Annotated in this window: 11 protein-coding genes; 5 read left to right on the forward strand and 6 right to left on the reverse strand. The window is 52.2% G+C overall.

What is annotated here, in order from left to right; all coding sequences use genetic code 11:
• Window positions 1–83 precede the first annotated feature (83 nt).
• A complete protein-coding gene (locus ACS5NO_RS32600; protein WP_439418984.1) occupies window positions 84–1,616 on the forward strand; it encodes a SusD/RagB family nutrient-binding outer membrane lipoprotein in 1,533 nt (510 codons plus the stop codon).
• 66 nt (window positions 1,617–1,682) lie between these two features.
• On the opposite strand, the gene ACS5NO_RS32605 is transcribed toward ACS5NO_RS32600, so the two are convergent.
• Window positions 1,683–2,663: a pyruvate dehydrogenase complex E1 component subunit beta gene (locus ACS5NO_RS32605; RefSeq protein WP_439418985.1), complete on the reverse strand. Its 981-nt coding sequence runs from the start codon at window positions 2,661–2,663 to the stop codon at window positions 1,683–1,685.
• A gap of 77 nt (window positions 2,664–2,740) precedes the next feature.
• Window positions 2,741–4,138: a cytochrome P450 gene (locus tag ACS5NO_RS32610; protein WP_439418986.1), complete on the reverse strand. Its 1,398-nt coding sequence runs from the start codon at window positions 4,136–4,138 to the stop codon at window positions 2,741–2,743.
• Window positions 4,139–4,344: 206 nt separating this feature from the next.
• On the opposite strand from ACS5NO_RS32610, the gene purH reads away from it, so the two are divergent.
• From purH to gatC, 3 genes are read left to right on the forward strand one after another with little or no spacing between them, the layout of a single operon-like run.
• Entirely contained in the window at window positions 4,345–5,859 is a 1,515-nt protein-coding gene (gene purH / locus ACS5NO_RS32615; RefSeq protein WP_439418987.1) for a bifunctional phosphoribosylaminoimidazolecarboxamide formyltransferase/IMP cyclohydrolase, read from the forward strand.
• A gap of 3 nt (window positions 5,860–5,862) precedes the next feature.
• Window positions 5,863–6,597 carry a lysophospholipid acyltransferase family protein gene (locus ACS5NO_RS32620; protein WP_150878991.1) on the forward strand — a complete coding sequence of 245 codons (735 nt, stop codon included), beginning with the start codon at window positions 5,863–5,865 and terminating at the stop codon, window positions 6,595–6,597.
• Window positions 6,598–6,608: 11 nt separating this feature from the next.
• Window positions 6,609–6,896 (forward strand): Asp-tRNA(Asn)/Glu-tRNA(Gln) amidotransferase subunit GatC, encoded by a 288-nt coding sequence (gene gatC, locus ACS5NO_RS32625; protein ID WP_439418988.1) that lies wholly within the window; start codon window positions 6,609–6,611, stop codon window positions 6,894–6,896.
• A gap of 36 nt (window positions 6,897–6,932) precedes the next feature.
• On the opposite strand, the gene folK is transcribed toward gatC, so the two are convergent.
• The 4 genes from folK to ACS5NO_RS32645 all read right to left on the reverse strand — a co-directional run bounded on the left by folK (window position 6,933) and on the right by ACS5NO_RS32645 (window position 11,499).
• A complete protein-coding gene (gene folK / locus ACS5NO_RS32630; RefSeq protein ID WP_439418989.1) occupies window positions 6,933–7,424 on the reverse strand; it encodes a 2-amino-4-hydroxy-6-hydroxymethyldihydropteridine diphosphokinase in 492 nt (163 codons plus the stop codon).
• Between the two features lie 3 nt (window positions 7,425–7,427).
• Complete coding sequence (locus ACS5NO_RS32635) at window positions 7,428–8,474, reverse strand: AAA family ATPase (RefSeq protein WP_439418990.1); 1,047 nt, start codon at window positions 8,472–8,474, stop codon at window positions 7,428–7,430.
• Window positions 8,475–8,595: 121 nt separating this feature from the next.
• Window positions 8,596–9,369, reverse strand: a complete 774-nt coding sequence (locus ACS5NO_RS32640; RefSeq protein ID WP_150878983.1) for a TspO-related membrane protein — start codon at window positions 9,367–9,369, stop codon at window positions 8,596–8,598.
• Between the two features lie 138 nt (window positions 9,370–9,507).
• A complete protein-coding gene (locus ACS5NO_RS32645) occupies window positions 9,508–11,499 on the reverse strand; it encodes a CHU_0125 family OmpA-like outer membrane integrity protein (protein ID WP_439418991.1) in 1,992 nt (663 codons plus the stop codon).
• Between the two features lie 437 nt (window positions 11,500–11,936).
• Between ACS5NO_RS32645 and ACS5NO_RS32650 the strand changes: the two genes are divergently transcribed.
• Window positions 11,937–13,472 (forward strand): polysaccharide biosynthesis protein, encoded by a 1,536-nt coding sequence (locus tag ACS5NO_RS32650; protein WP_439418992.1) that lies wholly within the window; start codon window positions 11,937–11,939, stop codon window positions 13,470–13,472.
• Window positions 13,473–13,670: the final 198 nt, after the last annotated feature.

A 13,670-nucleotide genomic window follows, 5' to 3' on the forward strand; every position in this document is an offset into this window, starting at 1 on the left:
ACGGTGGCTGGCGCAAGCGACCTTTGCGTGCGCCAGCCACCGTAAACTGAAAACCGTAAACCGAATACCTCAATCTGAAAATTATGAAAAAGACAGCTTTATACATCCCGTTGATTGCCCTGCTACTTACCACAAGCGGGTGCGAGGAAGGGTTCGACGAACTGAATGTCAATCCGACCGCAGCAACGGCCCTCAATCCGCTTTTTACGTTTAACAATGCGATGATCAACACCACCTTCCCCGGATCGACGATGGTATTTGAGCATCCCATCGTGCAGCAGATTTTTTCGCCCAACTCCGGGGTTTTGGCAGGTGGAAACTTTAACGTCGACAACCGGGGGCCCACGGGTCCCAACACGGGGATCTGGCAGCGGTATTACCGGGATGTCATCCGGTATCTGGTGGATGTTATTGCCAAAACAAAAGATGATGCCAACCGGACGAATCTCTACCACATGGCCCGCATCTGGAAAGCTTACGCTTTCATGGTGCTGACCGACACCTACGGCGACATTCCTTACAAGGAAGCAGGTCTGGGATTCCTGCAGGCCAACATTACACCGAAATACGATACCCAGCAAAGTATTTATGACGACATTATCAAGGAATTAACGGAGGCAACCGCAGCGCTGGATGCCGCCAAGCCTACGGAAGCCGGAGACATCGTGTATGGTGGGAACATCGTGAAATGGAAGAAATTCGGTAATTCCGTTCTGTTGCGGGCCGGGATGCGGCTTACGAAAGTGAACCCGACCCTGGCGCAGGCCACGGCAGTAAAAGCCTTAGCGGGTGGTGTGATCCTGACCAATGCCGATAACGGACTTATTCGCAACAATGCCAACTACCAGAATCCGGTAGGAACGATGCTCAATTCGACGGAGGCTGCCAATTTGTACCTGACCCGGTATTTTGTAAACTACCTGCGGACGAACGAAGATCCCCGGTTAGCGTCGATTGCTGCGCGGTATGTTGGCGCCAAAAGTGGTGCCGAGCAAACCGCAGCCCGGATTAACCGCGATCCGGCGGTGCAAATCGGTATGCCGATGGGATTTGATAATGGTACGATTCCGGCGCAGGCTGTTGCCGACAAACTGGCGAGTTTCTACGATTATTCGCAGTTAGATCGTACGCGCCTGGGCAGGCTGGATGCGCCTACGTTTATGGTGACTGCCGCTCAAACGAATTTGCTCCTGGCGGAAGCCGCCCAACGTGGCTGGATCACCGGCAGCGCGGCCGATTACTACGCGGCTGGCGTGACGGCCCACATGCAGCAGTTGGGCGATGCCGATGCAACCTCGGCAGTTCCGGCGGCTGCCATTACCGCTTATCTCCAGAAAAACCCGTATGTGGCCGCCAATGGTCTGGAACAGATCAACACGCAATACTGGGTAGCGTCGCTTCTGAATGGCCCGGAGGTGTTTGCTAATTTCCGGCGGAGCGGTTTTCCAAAGCTGACGCCCAATCCGTATCCCGGCAAGGAGATCAAAGGGAACTTTATCAACCGCATCACGTATCCTGATTCCGAGCTATCGGTGAATAAAGCAAACCAGGCTGAGGCACTTTCCCGTCAGGGTCCTGATAACCAGGATAGCCGGGTTTGGTGGGATAAACAGTAGAACTATCCATTCAACAAAAAAACCGGAAGGAAACTTCCGGTTTTTTTGTATCTAAACAAATGAAAATTACTTCTTATACATCACTGCATCGACGGCCTGTAACGTCCGTTTCACGTTGGGCAGAATCACTTCGATCAGTGTGGGGGCATACGGCAGCGGCAAATCCAGGCTGTTGACCCGAATCACCGGCGCGTCCAGGTAATCGAAGGCGTTTCGCTGAATGTTGTAGGTCAGTTCCGACGAAATAGCCGCCAGTGGCCACGCTTCTTCCACCACCACACACCGGTTCGTTTTCTTGACGGAGTTGATGATTGTGGCGTAATCGATCGGGCGAACGGAACGCAGGTCGATCACTTCCGCAGAAATGCCTTTCTCGGCCAGTTCATCGGCGGCTTGCAGTGCCACTTTCATGAATTTACCAAACGACACGATGGTGACGTCGTTGCCTTCCCGCTTGATATCGGCTTTGCCAATCGGAATCAGGTATTCTTCTTCCGGCACCTGGCCTTTGTCGCCGTACATCAGTTCCGACTCCATGAAAATAACCGGATCGTTGTCGCGGATCGCTGTTTTCAGCAGTCCTTTGGCATCGTAGGGATTCGAGGGAACCACCACTTTCAAGCCGGAGGTGTTGGCAAACCAGTTTTCGAAGTTTTGCGAGTGTTGCGACGACAGCATCCCGGCGTTGCCCGTCGGTCCGCGGAACACGATGGGGTTGGAATATTGACCACCCGACATCGACATGATTTTGGCCGAGCCGTTGATGATCTGGTCGATGGCAACGAGCGAAAAGTTGAACGTCATGAATTCGATGATGGGGCGCAAACCGTTCATGGCCGCACCGACGCCAATACCCGCAAAACCCAATTCAGCGATGGGCGTATCGATGACCCGCGTCGGGCCAAACTCGTCGAGCATTCCCTGACTGACCTTGTAAGCACCATTGTATTCAGCCACTTCTTCACCCATTAGAAAGACCTTCTCGTCCCGGCGCATTTCTTCTACCATGGCTTCGCGAAGGGCTTCGCGGAATTGTATTTCTCTCATCGTGTGTGAGTTAATGATTGTCAGCTTCTAATAAACGGTCAAAAATAGGGAAAACAGGCTAAAAGTACAATTCGATCTCACGACACAGGCAATTCGGTGTTCGGGCGGGGCTGAACCCGAAGCCGCAAACCGCCTTTGGGACGCAGCGTTATGCCCGGTTCCGGCTCCACGATTTTCTGATCGACCGGCTGAAAATCAAAGTCGCGGATCAGCAACGTCAGCACAATCTGCATCTCCATCATCGCAAAATTATTCCCAATGCAGAGTCTCGGCCCTCCACCAAATGGCAGATAGGCATAGGTGGGCCGGAGTTTAACCTGCTCAGGAAGAAAGTGTTCCGGATCAAACGTTTCCGGGTTTTCCCAGTAACGCGGATCGCGATGGAGGAGATACGGGCAAATCAACATTCCATCGGCCCCCGGAACCTCGACCCGGTAGTCGCCAAACTGGTCGGAATGCAGTGGTTGCCGGCCGAAAATCCAGGCCGGTGGATACAGCCGCATCGTTTCCTGAATCACCTGCGTGGTGTAGGTCAGTTCGCGCAGGGTCTCGACGGTCGGCAGATTGTCGGGTCCCAGAACCCGGTTTATTTCCTCACGTAATTTTTCGGTAATATGCGGATGAGTGGCCAGCAGGTAAAATGTCCAGGACAGGGCGTTGGCGGTGGTTTCGTGACCGGCCATAAAAATGGTCGTCACTTCGTCGCGCAATTGCTGGTTGGTCATTTGTTCGCCGGTGTCTTCGTCGCGGGTTTCCATCAACATGCCCAGCAGGTCGTCGTGCCGGGTTTCGGCCGGTTGGCGTCGGCGGCTTTCGATGATTTCATAGATAATGGCCTCTGTTTTTCGAACCGCCCGGCGGTAGCGGATCGTGCGGGGCGTGGGCCAGTTTCGTGTAAACGGGAAGAAATTGAAAAGCTCCTTGTAGGCGGTTTGAATGATGATCGTGATGGATTCCGAGACGTTTTCCAGGTGGTTTTTGACGTCCGAACTGAACAGCGAACGGGTCACGACAGCCAGCGCCAGGTGCATCATTTCTTCCGAAACCAGCATCGGCCCGGTCAGATCCCGGTTTTTCCACTGCGAAATTAGCCCGGTGGTTTCGTGGTTCATACCGTCTACCAGCAACGCCAGCCGCTGTTTATGAAAAGCCGGTTGGGCTAGCCGCCGTTGGCGTCGCCAGAAATCCCCTTCGCTGTTGAGCAAACCGTTGCCCAAAAACATCTTCAGCACGTCGTAAGCTGCGCTTTTGACGTAATTTTTATTATTTTCCTGTAAAATGTGTTTGGCGTCTTCGGGCGTCAGGGTGAGGGTAATCAGTCGGCCGACGGCCTTGAATTGTACCAGCCGGTCGTATTGCCGTTGCAAACCCGTCAAAAATCCCAGCGGATCGCGGGCAAAATCAAAGGTGCTTCCCACGAAAGGAATGCCCTTCAGTTTCGGAATGGGTTTCGGCGGTTTTTCATCGGTGACCATACCTGATTTCGCTAAAGAATTTTATAAAGTTACAAACTCCTTTCCAATCAAAAGTCTCCGTTCCGAACCTTTCGGTTATCTTTGCGGACATTTAACACTCTGATTACCTCTGGTGTTCTCTGATCAACTCTGTGAAATAACTTCGATAACTGTTCCACAGAGTTGATCAGAGAACACCAGAGGTAATCAGAGAAACAGTTCTTTTTATGTCGAAGACCATTCAATCTGCGCTTATTTCAGTTTATTACAAAGACGGGCTGGAGCCACTGGTTCGGTTGCTGCACCAGAACGGCGTGCTGCTCTATTCAACGGGGGGAACCCAGACGTTTATCGAACAACTGGGCATTCCCGTAACCGCCGTGGAAGACATTACGGGCTATCCGTCGATTTTCGGTGGTCGCGTTAAAACGCTCCATCCGGTTGTGTTTGGCGGTATTCTTTACCGCCGGAATCTGGCCGAGGACGTGGCCCAGGCCAGCCGCCACGACATCAACCCGATCGATCTGGTGGTGGTTGATCTCTATCCCTTTGAAGAAACCGTTGCGTCGGGTGCTTCGGACGAAGACATCATCGAGAAGATCGACATTGGCGGTATTTCGCTGATTCGGGCTGCGGCCAAAAATTACGAAGATGTGCTGATCGTCTCGTCGCGCGGGCAGTACGCCGATGTGGTCAGTCTGCTGACGGAGAAGGAAGGCGCGACGGAGCTGGAAGACCGACGGCGGTTTGCCAAAGAAGCTTTTGCCATGACGTCGTCGTATGACACGGCCATTCACCACTATTTTGCGGGTTCGACGGCTAGCGATGATTTCCGCCAGCTTCCCGCGCAGTCGCTGCGCTACGGTGAAAATCCGCACCAGCAAGCTACTTTTTACGGCGATCTCAACGCCCTGTTCGACCAGTTAAACGGCAAAGAATTATCGTACAATAACCTGGTGGACGTCGATGCCTGCGTCAGCCTGATCGATGAATTTACGGATACAACGTTTGCGATCATCAAACACACCAACGCCTGCGGTGTTGCAACGGCCCCCACGGCGAAGGAAGCGTATCTCAACGCACTGGCCTGCGACCCGGTTTCGGCGTTTGGTGGAGTGATTATTACCAACGCCAAAGTAGACCTGGAAACGGCGGAAGAACTGAATAAACTGTTCATGGAAATCCTGATTGCGCCGGAATTCGATGACGATGCCTTGAAACTGCTCGGTTCGAAGAAAAACCGGATTCTGCTGAAACGCAAACCGGTGGAATTCAGCCCAAAAATGTTCAAGACCCTGCTGAACGGCGTATTGGAACAGGACAAAGACAGCCAGACCGAAGTAGCTGACCAGTTCAAAACCGTTACGGAAAAAGCACCCACGGAAGCTGAACTCCGGGCGTTGGAATTTGCCCTGAAAATCTGCAAACACACCAAATCGAACACAATTGTCCTGGCGAATGACGGTCAACTGCTGGCAAGTGGTGTCGGCCAAACCAGTCGCGTCGATGCACTTCGGCAAGCGATTGAAAAAGCCCGAACGTTCGGTTTCGAACTGAAAGGGGCCGTGATGGCGTCAGACGCGTTTTTTCCGTTTTCCGACTGCGTTGAGATTGCCGGTGAAGCGGGTATTTCGGCGGTGGTACAGCCTGGCGGTTCGATCCGCGACAAGGACAGTATCGATGCCTGCAATCAGCGCGGGATGGCGATGGTGACCACCGGTGTCCGGCATTTCAAGCATTGATCTATGTTGTACACGATCTGGTGCGGTTTCTGGTTTCTGACCCTGTTTCTGGTTCTGTTTCCGTTTATGTTCCTCTTCCTGCAACGGGAAGAATGGAAACCGTACGCCCATAAAGTCAACTACGTCTGGGGGCGGTTATTTTTCTGGATCATTGGCATGCCGATTCAGGTCGACTACCGGTTTCGTCCTGATCCGAAGCAAACGTACGTGTTTTGCGCCAACCATTTTTCGTACCTGGACATCGCGGTGATGGGCGTCATCATCCGGAATTTCTACGCATTCATCGGAAAAAGCGAGGTAAAACGGGTGCCGCTGTTTGGGTATATGTTCGCCAAACTGCACATTCAGGTTGACCGGAGTCAGGCCAACAGCCGCGCCTATTCGCTGTCGAAAGGCATCCGAACGCTGAAAAGCGGCCGCAGCATCATGATTTTTCCGGAAGGCGGCATCAAGTCCAAACAACCACCCAAAATGCACCATCCGTTCAAGGATGGTGCATTTACGATGGCTGTTCAGCAACAGGTGCCGATTGTGCCGATTTCGTTGCTGAATAACCACGAAGTTTTCCCCGAAAAGAAGAAACTGCGGATGTACTGGCGGCCCATCCGGGCGGTGGTTCATCCGCCCATCGAAACGAAAGGACTGACCCAGACCGACGTAGAACGGTTGAAAGAAGAAACCTTCCGGGTGATCGACGAATCGTTGATGAACCAGTCGGCCCGGGTTGCTATGAATTAAACGAATAGCCTATGAAAGTCGATCACGAAACCCTGCACAAAATCGCTCACCTCGCCCGGCTTGACGTGCGGCCCGAAGAAGAGCAGCCCCTGATTGACAGCCTGAACGAGGTGCTGACCTGGATGGAGCAACTCAACGAAATCGATACGACCGGTGTTGAGCCATTGACCCACATTTCGGCCGAAATCAACGTTCTGCGCGAAGACATCGTCGGTCATCAGCTTCCGCGCGAACAGGCGCTGGAAAACGCTCCCGACAAGACCGATAGTTATTTTCAGGTACCTAAAGTAATTGAGTAAACGAAGCGGTTTTTGTAACTGCCGGATTGGTACAGGCTAGGACTTCCATTCTTTAACTTCGCCTTCGTCTGCACATTCCGTCAGCAACTGCCGATTGGTTTTTTGAAAAACCGGGTGAACAAACTCGGGTTCAATTTCCGCTAGCGGAACCAGCGTAAACCGCCTTTCGTACAGGAAGGGGTGAGGAAGGGTCAGCTTTTCAGTGGTCATTACCACATCATCCACATACAACAGATCGATGTCGATGGTGCGGCTGCCCCACTTTTCGCGCCGAACCCGGCCCAAACGGGTTTCGATGGCCTGGGTTTTTTCCAGGATTTCTTCCGGCGGCAACACGCTCAGAACTTTCAGCACCTGATTCAGAAAAGCCGGTTGGTCTGTAACACCCCAGGCTGCGGTTTCGTAGAGCGCTGATTGCTTTAAAACCGGCCCCAGATCGATCTGAATCGCTTCCTGCGCCCGTTGCAGGGTCGCGGCCCGGTCGCCCAGGTTGGCGCCCAGCAGCAGAAAAACCGTGTGCGTCGTCATGGGTTAAAAACCAATGGACCGGTTCGTTTTTTTAGCGAAATGAACTTCTTCTTCCAGGTGATAAATATCGGCCAGGGTCATGGGTTGTTCCGTCCGGAACGCCAGTTCCCGTTCTTCGAGCAGCCGGTTGGCTTTGTCGACGGCCAGCTCGCCAAATTCGTAGCGGGCAATGAGCCGCCCTTTCCGAAGCAGCGCCGGATCGAGTCGTTTGATGTCGGTATTGAACGTACAGATGATCTGGATGGCCAGGCAGTCGGCCAGCAAGCCGTCGGTCAGGTTGAGCAGGTTGGAAACGGCGGCATTCCGAACATCCGATTCACGGTCCATCAGCACCTGTTCTGCTTCTTCGATGACCAGAATCGAGTTGCGCTGTTCGAGCAAAAACGGAATAAAACCGGGTTGGGTCATCACTTCGACCAACTGGGGCGGCAACACCAGCACCTGCTTGGAAAGCTGCGTGGTTAGGTGGCGGATGAGGTTGGTTTTGCCCGTTCCCGGTTTGCCGTGCAGGATGATCAGCCCTTTTTCGCTGTTGGTATTCAGCCGTTGAATCAACTTGTCGTAAACGGGCTGCAAATCATCGTTGTAGTGTTTTTCCAGATCGAGCGGCAGCAGCTTCAACTGGGTTTCTTCCACAATCAGTTCGTTGTACTGTTGCGTAATGAGCCCCACCTTGCCCAGCGAATTGTCCGGGTCCGGAATCTTGTAGGCATCCAGGCCAGTCAGAACCCGGTCGAGCACTTCGCGGCTGCTGTAGCCACCCAGCATCGAGTAGGCCTTCATGGCGGGCAGGTAGTGCAACCGTAACAAAAGCCCCTCGGGATGTGACCAGAACGAATGTTCCTCCTGTTTGGTAAACAAATCCGTGCGCTCGTGAACCTTGATGAATCGCTGTTGGGTCAGGAAATCAGGCAGGGTTATTTCAAACTGATGACGGCAAATAAGCTGATTGGGGAAGATACCAAACTGCTGAACGAAGTAATAAACGTTGGGAAAATCGTCGTCGTCGGGCGAAAATTTAAACTGGTCGGCGGGTAGTTTCCATGACATGCTGTAAAAATCGTTCAATAGCCGCAAACGTGCAAAAAAACCGGCTGAAACCTTCGAAACTTCGGACGGAACCTGTCAGGTTTCTAAAACCTGACAGGTTCCGTCCGAAGTTTCGAAGGTTTCAGCCAAACGAGTGCGCGGGCGTTTTGGGCCGTTGGAAAAAGCTGACCAGCCACACAAGAGCGGCAATTCCGGCCCCAATTCCGGCGACCAGCGATACGGAACCGTTGCCCTGTTGCCCGGCGGAAATGGCGGCAAACGCCCAGACGAACACCAGCAGGTACGAAAAACTCCGCAACCGGCTGAAGACGAATAACCCGATGGCCAGACCAACGGCAATCAGGATCTGCGCCCAGACCGGTCCGCCCAGACCGCCACCATCCCAGCCGGTCGATTTCAGCCAGACACAGATGTTGGCAATGGTAGCGACCGTTACCCATCCAAAATACAGGCCAAACGGAACCCGGGCCAGCCATTTTTCGGCAGTCGGCACGTCGGCTGCGTTCAGCCGAAGGCCGAAGTTGATGCCGTAGAGCGTAAAGAGAATACCGGAAATGAACAGAACGGAAACAAAAAGCCACTCATTTTGGAAAATGGGTAACCACAAGCTGTTGAACACGCCATTCAGGATGACCAGCGGGCCGATGGCTCGAAAACGCGGATTGGTCCGTTGCGACGGCAGGGCCTGATAAACCGCAAAGCCCAGTAAACCCAGATAAATGACCCCCCAGATGGCAAAGGCAAAACCGGCGGGTGTGAAGTCCGTAAAGTATTTATTGGAAACCTGGGCGTTGGTCTGTCCGCCAAACGGCAACGCGTTCGACAGGTAGTTCATGATGATGGTCGAAATAATGACGAAGACAACCAGGAACTGCCGGAGCTTATCGTTTTTCATAGCAAAAAAGTTTACGGTTTACGGTTTTTGGTTTACGGTGGCTGACGCGAGCAAAATGTGAATGCGTCAGCCACCGTAAACTAAAAACCGTAAACCGTAAACTTGAAATTTAACCCGTTGTTTGGAATGGCCTGAAACTTAGAAACTCAGGATCTTAAACTCCGTTCGGCGGTTGCGCTGGTGTTCGTCTTCCGTTTTGGCGTTTTTGACAATGAGCTGCGTTTCGCCGTAGCCTTTGGCAATCATCCGTTCGGCCTCAATTCCTTTGGAAACGATGTAATCGACGGCGGCTTTGGCCCGGTTTTGCGACAGCCGGATGTTGTAGGCATCGGCGGCCCGAACGTCGGTGTGCGAACTCAGCTCAATTTTCAGCGTCGGATTGTCTTTCAGAATGGTCACCAGCTTGTCGAGTTCCTCGGCCGCGTCGGGGCGGATGGCGTATTTATCCAGATCGTAGTAAATATTTTCGAGCACAAACGTTTTGCCCAGCGTTACCTTGTCGAGCAAAATCGGTACTTCAAAAGTGGTGTCGGTTTCGGCTTTTTTCAGGAAAATCGGCGGAATGCTCCGGCCCTGCATCGTAAACTGTTCGCGCTTGGTCAGATAACCGGGCCGTTCAACCAGAATCGTGTAGTCCTTTCCTTCCTTCAGCGGATATTTTCCATACGTACCGGGGTTGCCCGTCAGCGCTTCGCCAATCGGTGCTTCAACGCCTTCTTCAATGATTCGAACCGTCGCGGAATCCAGGGGGGCCTGAGGAGACGCGTTTTCCGAAACCGTACCTGCAATGAAATAGCGCACCCGTTTCGGCGCTTCGGTCGGTGGGGTGGAAGCCAATGGCGGTTTTTCGGTGGTCGATTCGGAGTCGTCGAAATAATAAATGTCATCGTCGCCCTTTCCGCCCTCGCGGTTCGAGGCAAAATAGCCTTTGTCGGCTTCGACCAGAAACAGCCCGAAATCATCCGCCGGTGAATTGATTGGTACGCCCAGGTTCTCCACCGAAATGATGCCCTGCGAGCGGGTTGCGACGAAAATATCAAGCTTGCCTAAACCGGGATGACCATCGGACGCAAAATACAATTTGCCATCTTCGGCCACATATGGAAACATTTCGTCACCCGGCGTATTGATGTCACGGCCCATGTTGACCGGGCGGCTGAACCGGCCCGACGCATCCATGTTCGTGCGATACAGATCAATACCGCCCACAGTTCCGGCGCGGTTGGAAGCAAAATAGAGCGTTTTGCCGTCGGCCGAAAACGCCGGGCTGCCGTCCCAGGCGGTTGAGTCGCTGATGGGCAGTCGCAGGGGTTCGCTCCAGGCGTTGTCGGTTGATAACCGACTGATAAACAAGTCGACGTCCAAACCGCCTTTGCGTTTTCCGTTGTTGCCCCGCGCAAAAATCATGATTTTTCCGTCTTTCGAAAACGCGGGTGTGCCTTCGTTGGCGTCGTCTTTGAAAATGTTGGAACTGAACAGTTGCGGGTTGTTTCCGGTTTCGTCCGGTTTCTGTGCCAGCTTGATTTTATAAAGCCCGGTCATCGGCTGGCCGTTGTTTTTGTAAATCTTCTCTTTCCGCGATGAGGTGAAAATCAGCTCGTCTCCGCGAACCACCGGCGCATATTCGGAACCCGGAGAGTTCAGCGCACCAATGTTTTTAGGCTGGAAAGCAATTTTTTTCTGGCTGATGAGGTCGATGGCCCGCAGGGTTTCGGCTTCGCGCCGGGCTTTTTCCAGATTGACTTTACTGGACGGTTTGGTGGCTACATACTGATCCAGTTGCACCAACGCTTCCGGATACCGGCCCTGCGCCTTGAGCGCGTAGGCATAATACATTTTGGCGTTGATCTCCGGAATACCGGCTTCGATGGCTTTCTGGTAAAACGGTGCCGCTTGCGGGAAACGGTTCGACAGGCGGTAGGATTCCGCCAGTAGATAATTCAGCCGGGCGACGTCGGTGACGCCTTTGCCGTTGGCGGCTTTCTGCAAATTCTCAATGGCCAGGTTGTATTCCCCTTGTTCGAATTGTCGAACGCCTTTTTTATACACCTGCATGGCAGAGTTGCATCCAGCCAGCCCTATGGCCAACCCCAGCGCCACCAGCAGGGAATAGGAGGTACTGATTTTCATATAAATCCTGTAACAATATGCTGTGATTGCCGCCAAGTTAACGATTTATCACTTGGCTATACATTTTAACGAAGAGAAGTTGAATTTATTGGGGCAAAATCGGGGTGGAAAAAGGGGGATTTGAGGAAATGAAAAATCCCGCCGGAAGCCAGCAGGATTTTGTTGAAAGACGCAATTGAATAGTAAACGGCGGAGTCGGGCAAATAGTTTATGGTATGAAAAATTGATGCATTATTTTTCAGAATAATGCTCAGGTTTTATTTTCTGCCCTAAATTCTGTAAAAAGGCCTGTTTGACCCGAATTTCTCTTTGCAAAAATCCTTTCAAGCAAGGCTGCTGGTTCTGGATTTAGGGATAGAAAAACCGCCTGGGTCCAGCTTCGTATAAAAACCAAAAGTGTATTACCGGAACGCCTATCTTTGCGGGAACGAAATCGTATGAGTGCATTTAAAAAATTGGCGAGCGATACCGCTCTGTATGGGGTCAGTACCATCTTGGGGCGGATGCTGTATTGGTTGATGGTTCCATTGCATACGCGGGTGTTTCCGCGTCCTGGCGAACTGTCTTCGAATGTTGAATTGTTTTCGTACGTACCAGTCTTGCTGCTGGTGTATACATTAAGTCTCGAAACCGCCTTTTTCCGGTATGCTTCCCGCCAGAAAGAGGACAAGCAGAAGGTCTTTAACGAAACCTTGAGCATTGTGCTGGCCGTCAGCCTGGTGGCAACGGCCCTGATTGCGCTTTTCTCTCCCCAAATTGCTACTGCACTGAATTACCCCGGTCAGCAGAAGTTCATTATCTGGGTGGCGATGATTGTGGCGACGGACGCGATTGTATCGATTCCGTTTGCCCGGCTTCGCGTCGAAAACCAGGCCCGGCAGTTTGTAAAAGCGAAACTGATCAATATTGCGATCAATGTCGTGCTGAATGTCTTCTTTCTGGTGATCTGCCCGCAGATTTACAACGGCGAGTATTTGCTTTTTCTGCAACCCGTCGTTGATCTGTTCTACGACCCTTCCGTTGGACCCGGTTACATTTTTCTGGCGAATCTGATCGCCAATCTGGTGTATTTTCCGCTGTTGTGGAAAACGTTTGCGGGGTTTCGTTTTCAGCTCGACAAGCCGCAGGTGCGGCTTTTACTGGCTTATTCATTTCCACTAATGCTGACCGCGCTAGCCGGTAATGTCAATATGCTGACGGATCGCTGGTTTTTGCGCCCGCTTTTGCCAGACGGTTTTTATCCGGGCCTGACGTCGGAAGATGCCCTCGGTATTTACGGGAACTGTTATAAACTCTCCGTTTTTATGGCGCTCGCCATTCAATCGTTCAAGTTTGCGGCTGACCCGTTCTTTTTCTCCCGCGCCGAAGACAAAAACGCCCCCGGTTTGCTGGCCGACGTCAACAAATGGTTTGTCATTGTCTGCGTCATCATCTGGGTTGGCATCAGTTTGAATCTGGACTGGATTGGGCTGTTTATCGGGAAAACCTACCGGCAGGGGCTGAGCGTCGTACCCCTTTTGCTGCTGGCCAATCTGGTTCTGGGCGTCTATTACAACATTTCATTCTGGTTTAAGCTGAGCGATAAAACCGCCTACGGCACTTTCATTACTGCCCTGGGCGCGGCTATTACGGTGCTGCTCAATGTGTTGCTGATTCCGGTGATGGGCTACATGGGCTGTGCCGTAGCGTATCTGGCATCGAGCGTGGTGATGTGCGTTACCTGCTACCTGCTGGGCGAAAAGCATTATCCGGTTCCCTACGATGTGTCGTCGGCGTTGATTTATCTGTTCAGCGGGGGACTATTGATCTATCTGGCTTCCCAAATCGAAATTTCCAACCTCTGGATTTCCGTACCGTATCACCTCGTACTCTTTGTTTTATACGTCGGCACGATGCTGGTGATTGAGCGGAGAACCTTTGCGCCCCTGCTGGCGAAAGTGCGAAACCGGGGGCGGGTTGTTCATAATAAATAATAAATGTAGAATGATGAATGTTAAATGTAAAAGGGCGGGGCCAGAAACCACTTTTACATTTGGCATTCATCATTCTACATCAGTACTGTACGAAGGATTTGATCTTCCGGGATAAATAGCTAAGTATTTGTTGTTCTTTGATCTACTGGATTTTCGAAAGCGATGGATAAACCAATTATTCAGAGTCAATCGGTTTTG

This window comes from Larkinella fluvii (assembly GCF_051857545.1).
In the GTDB taxonomy this organism is placed as follows: domain Bacteria; phylum Bacteroidota; class Bacteroidia; order Cytophagales; family Spirosomataceae; genus Larkinella.

Excerpts from the sequence above, each read along its gene's own strand:
- ACS5NO_RS32600 (WP_439418984.1), top strand. The coding sequence starts at position 84 with ATGAAAAAGACAGCTTTATACATCCCGTTGATTGCCCTGCTACTTACC.
- ACS5NO_RS32605 (WP_439418985.1), bottom strand. The coding sequence starts at position 2,663 with ATGAGAGAAATACAATTCCGCGAAGCCCTTCGCGAAGCCATGGTAGAA.
- ACS5NO_RS32610 (WP_439418986.1), bottom strand. The coding sequence starts at position 4,138 with ATGGTCACCGATGAAAAACCGCCGAAACCCATTCCGAAACTGAAGGGC.
- purH (WP_439418987.1), top strand. The coding sequence starts at position 4,345 with ATGTCGAAGACCATTCAATCTGCGCTTATTTCAGTTTATTACAAAGAC.
- ACS5NO_RS32620 (WP_150878991.1), top strand. The coding sequence starts at position 5,863 with ATGTTGTACACGATCTGGTGCGGTTTCTGGTTTCTGACCCTGTTTCTG.
- gatC (WP_439418988.1), top strand. The coding sequence starts at position 6,609 with ATGAAAGTCGATCACGAAACCCTGCACAAAATCGCTCACCTCGCCCGG.
- folK (WP_439418989.1), bottom strand. The coding sequence starts at position 7,424 with ATGACGACGCACACGGTTTTTCTGCTGCTGGGCGCCAACCTGGGCGAC.
- ACS5NO_RS32635 (WP_439418990.1), bottom strand. The coding sequence starts at position 8,474 with ATGTCATGGAAACTACCCGCCGACCAGTTTAAATTTTCGCCCGACGAC.
- ACS5NO_RS32640 (WP_150878983.1), bottom strand. The coding sequence starts at position 9,369 with ATGAAAAACGATAAGCTCCGGCAGTTCCTGGTTGTCTTCGTCATTATT.
- ACS5NO_RS32645 (WP_439418991.1), bottom strand. The coding sequence starts at position 11,499 with ATGAAAATCAGTACCTCCTATTCCCTGCTGGTGGCGCTGGGGTTGGCC.
- ACS5NO_RS32650 (WP_439418992.1), top strand. The coding sequence starts at position 11,937 with ATGAGTGCATTTAAAAAATTGGCGAGCGATACCGCTCTGTATGGGGTC.